Below are 3,195 nucleotides of genomic sequence, written 5' to 3'. Positions count from 1 at the left end.
GTCGGCGAGGATTTGGGCGGTTTGCAAGGCGCGGCTGAGGGGGCTGGCGATGAGGGCGTGGTAGCGCCGCCCTTCGCGTAGCCATCGCCGGGCGAGGGCCTGGGCCTGCGCCCGGCCCCGCTCGGTCAGGGGAAAGTCCATCTGGCCCTGGTGACGGCCTTCGGCGTTGGCCGTGGATTCACCGTGACGGACGAGGGTGACGAAATAGGCTTCGGACATGGGTTCAGGCTTTCCGCTCCAGCAATTTCATCGCCAGGGCCCGCAGCGCCTGCCCGGCCTCGCCCTGGGGTTGGGCTTCGTCCAGGGCCTGGAGCGCCTGTGCGGTGAGGTCGGCGGCCTTGCGGCGAGTGTATTCGCGGGCGCCGCAGGCCTCCAGGTAGGCTACCATCTCCGGCACCGCTTCCGGTTGTAAAGGGCCCTGCCGCCAGCGCCGGGCGAAATGGGGGCTGTGGGCCAGGCCGTAGAGCACGGGGAGGGTGTTCTTGCCCTCGAGCAGGTCGCTGGCCGTGGGCTTGCCGGTTAACGCCTCGTCACCCCAGATGCCCAACTCGTCGTCCTGCACCTGAAAGGCCAGCCCCAGGTGCTCGCCGAAGCGGCGGTAGGCCGCGCGGATGGGCGTTGAAGCCTCGGCGACCAGGGCGCCCAAATCGGTGCAGGCGGCCAGCAAGGCGGCGGTCTTGCCGCGGATCATGGGCCAGTAGTCCGCTTCGGTGAGGTCGTGGCGCTGTTCGTAGGCCAGGTCGAGGTACTGGCCCTGGGTGAGGGCCAGGCAGGCGTTTTGGAGCACGGCGTGGGCCTCCAGGGCGATCGCCGCCCTCACCGTTTCGCGCAGCCGTGAGAGGGCGATGAACGCCAGGGTGAACATGGCGTCCCCGGCGTTGATGGCCTGGGCGATGCCCCATTTGCGCCACACCGTGGGCCGGCCACGGCGGGTATCGCTGCGGTCCTGGATGTCGTCGTGGATGAGGGAGAAGTTGTGCACCAGTTCCACGGCAGCGGCGGCGGGCAGGGCGGCCTCCCAACGCCCCCCAGCGGCGGCCATGGTGAGCAAGAGGAGCAGGGGCCGCACCCGTTTACCGCGGGCCTTGGGCCCGGCGCCTTCGCCTTCCCAGCCTAAGTGGTAGGCCAGCATGGCCTGCATCTCGGCGTAGCGCGGCCCGTCCAGCCGGGGCAGCACGGCGCGCATTTCGTCTTCGATGGCGGGGAGCAACATATCTTGGAAGGTCATCAGTTGGTGGCCTCGTCATGGTGAATGGGTGTTTCGCCGTGTTTCATTGCTGTGTGCGGGCAATCGTGGCGTGAGCGAGGAAGAGTCACGCTTCCATCAACGGCGTGCGCTGCAAAGCGGTAATGTCTCGGGCGCCCACAGCGAACATGGTCACTTGCAACTGGCGCTGGATCAGGCGGAGGGTTTCCACGGTGGTCTCGGTGGATTGGGCCGCGGCTTGGAGCAGCGCCCCGGCCATACCGGTCAGGGTGGCCCCCAGGGCGATGGCCTTGGCCACATCCACCCCGTTGCGCAGGCCGCCGGAGGCAAACACCAGCATCTCCGGGGCGGTTTGTCGCACGAAACGGATGGATTCCGCCGTGGGGATGCCCCAGTCCACGAAGGCGGCGGCCAGCCGCGCCTGGAAGTCGTTCACGGCGCGGTGCATCTCCACCTGGCTCCAAGAGGTGCCTCCGGCACCGGCCACATCGATGGCTGCCACGCCGGCCTCGGCCAGCATCCGCGCCGCTCGTTCCGAGATTCCCCAGCCCACCTCTTTGACGACCACCGGCACGGGCAGCGCGCGGCACACGGCTTCGATTTTGCGCACCAGGCCGCTGAAGCGGGTGTCGCCTTCGGGCTGCACGGCCTCCTGGAGGGGGTTGAGGTGCAGGATGAAGGCGTCAGCCTCGATCATCTCCACGGCGCGGCGGCAGTGGTCCACCGTGTAGCCGTAGTTCAACTGCACCGCCCCTAAATTGGCGAAGAGCAGGATGTCCGGGGCGTAGCGCCGCACCTGGAAGGTCGAGGCCAGTTCGGGGTGTTCCAGGGCCGCCCGCTGAGAGCCGACCGCCATGGCGATGCCCGTCTCCTGGGCGGCCAGGGCCAGCCGGCGGTTGATGACCCCGGCTTCGGTGGTGCCGCCCGTCATAGACGAGATGAGCAAAGGCGCCCGCAGCCGTTTGCCGAATACCGTGACCCCGGTGTCTACCTCCTCCAGGTCCAGTTCGGGGAGGGCCTGGTGGATGAAACGATAGCGTTCCAGCCCGGTGGTCAGGCGGGAACGCACATCTTCTTCTAGGTTGATGCGAATGTGGTCTGCTTTTCGGTTGCCGATGGGCGTAACTTCGCTCATGGTCGAGTGTTTCCTTTCTACGAGCAATCTTACCAGCCGTTGGGAGGGCTGTCAACGCGCTTGACAACCCCCTGATGTAGGTTACAATTGGAGCGTCGCGCATCCTTTCTTTTAAGGCGGCTTGCCCCTCTGGTATTTCAATCCTTGTTAGGAGGAACAATCATGGCCGACGTCTTTGAAGAGGTCAAAGAAATCATTGTGGATTTGTTGGGCGTGGATGAAAGCAAGGTGACGCCTGAGGCCCGCTTCCGCGAGGATTTGGAGGCCGATTCGCTGGATTTGGTGGAACTCATCATGGCCCTGGAGGACAAGTTCGGCCAGGAAATTTCCGACGAGGACGCGCAGAAGATCACCACAGTGGGCGAGGCGGTGAAGTACATCGAAGCCCGCATGGGGAGTTAGCCTATCCGGCAAAGTCCATCCGACAGGCAGACCTGTGGACCAGGACGCCACAGGTCTGCCTGTCTTTTTTTGAGGGGGAGGGAGCAGGGGGATGCGCTTTTTGCTTTACGGTGCTTATGGTTACACGGGGCGGCTGATCGTTGCCGAAGCCGTGCGGCAAGGCTGGCAGCCCGTTTTGGCCGGGCGGGATGGGCAACGCCTGCAGGCCCTGGCTGAGCGTTGGGGCTTGTCCCATCGGACGGTGGCTCTGGAGGACGGCGAGGTGCACCCAGGTTTTCAGACTTCGGCAAAGGGCCACGGGGCGGATTGGGTGCTCAGCTTGCCCGGCGTGCGCCGTTGGGATGGAGAGCATCCGCCCTCCTGGTGAGCCGATCGCTTTCGCGGGCCTGAGGCTTTTCGGGTACAATAAACACGGCATTCTTTCTCAAGGAGGCGATCTCCATGACCGACG

The 3,195-nt window shown here is 65.4% G+C and carries 5 protein-coding genes; 2 read left to right on the top strand and 3 right to left on the bottom strand.

The annotated features are described in order from the left end of the window. From G4O04_08390 to G4O04_08380, 3 genes are all read right to left on the bottom strand, one after another. The coding region (locus G4O04_08390) for a histidine phosphatase family protein (protein HEY58534.1) at window positions 1-219 on the bottom strand (219 nt) is incomplete at its 3' end. Between the two features lie 4 nt (window positions 220-223). Then, window positions 224-1,228 carry a polyprenyl synthetase family protein gene (locus G4O04_08385; GenBank protein HEY58533.1) on the bottom strand — a complete coding sequence of 335 codons (1,005 nt, stop codon included), beginning with the start codon at window positions 1,226-1,228 and terminating at the stop codon, window positions 224-226. An 85-nt stretch (window positions 1,229-1,313) separates the two neighbouring features. Continuing rightward, a complete protein-coding gene (locus tag G4O04_08380; protein HEY58532.1) occupies window positions 1,314-2,342 on the bottom strand; it encodes a type 2 isopentenyl-diphosphate Delta-isomerase in 1,029 nt (342 codons plus the stop codon). Between the two features lie 162 nt (window positions 2,343-2,504). Between G4O04_08380 and acpP the strand changes: the two genes are divergently transcribed. Continuing rightward, window positions 2,505-2,744 (top strand): acyl carrier protein, encoded by a 240-nt coding sequence (acpP, locus tag G4O04_08375; protein ID HEY58531.1) that lies wholly within the window; start codon window positions 2,505-2,507, stop codon window positions 2,742-2,744. Between the two features lie 91 nt (window positions 2,745-2,835). Then, window positions 2,836-3,111, top strand: a complete 276-nt coding sequence (locus tag G4O04_08370) for a hypothetical protein (GenBank protein ID HEY58530.1) — start codon at window positions 2,836-2,838, stop codon at window positions 3,109-3,111. The last annotated feature ends 84 nt before the right edge of the window (window positions 3,112-3,195 follow it).

It is taken from the genome of Anaerolineae bacterium (assembly GCA_011176535.1).
Lineage (GTDB): Bacteria > Chloroflexota > Anaerolineae > Anaerolineales > DRMV01 > DUEP01.
This window is presented reverse-complemented; position numbering and strand designations above follow the sequence as displayed.